Origin of the sequence: Streptomyces sp. SP17BM10 (assembly GCF_036322405.1) — a bacterium.
Taxonomy (GTDB): Bacteria; Actinomycetota; Actinomycetes; order Streptomycetales; family Streptomycetaceae; genus Kitasatospora.
This window is the reverse complement of sequence record NZ_JAQYXB010000360.1, coordinates 1-345: the sequence shown is the minus strand read 5'-3', so window position 1 is coordinate 345 and position 345 is coordinate 1. Positions and strand designations below refer to the sequence as shown.

Here is a 345-nt window from a genome sequence, read left to right as displayed (position 1 = left end):
GTCGCCGCCGCTCTCGCACTGGGCGACGGCGGCCCAGGCCGAGGTGGGCGCGGCGGAGGCAGAGGTGGCCGTGTCGAGGCCGGCACCCGGCATGGACGCGCCGGCGGCCCCCGCGCCGCTCCCGCTCCGCAGGCGGTGGCGCTGGGCGGAGGCGGGGGTGGAGCTCGTGGAGTCGGTGGCAGGGGCGGTCTCGTGACGGGGATTCAAGGGAGATCCTCTCGACAAGCCCCGGGCAGGCAGCCGGAACCAGGCCCCGGACGGGGCCGGACTGTTCCGTTCGCCACACTCGACGGCGGGGGGGCACGGGTCGGACGTGCCTTGCCGCCCCGGCCACCGCCGCCCGCC

At 78.6% G+C, this 345-nt stretch carries 1 pseudogene; it reads right to left on the bottom strand.

Features of this window, described 5'->3' with window-relative positions:
* Positions 1-207, bottom strand: a pseudogene (locus tag PUR71_RS02770) (transglycosylase family protein); the annotation flags it as partial.
* Positions 208-345 lie beyond the last annotated feature (138 nt).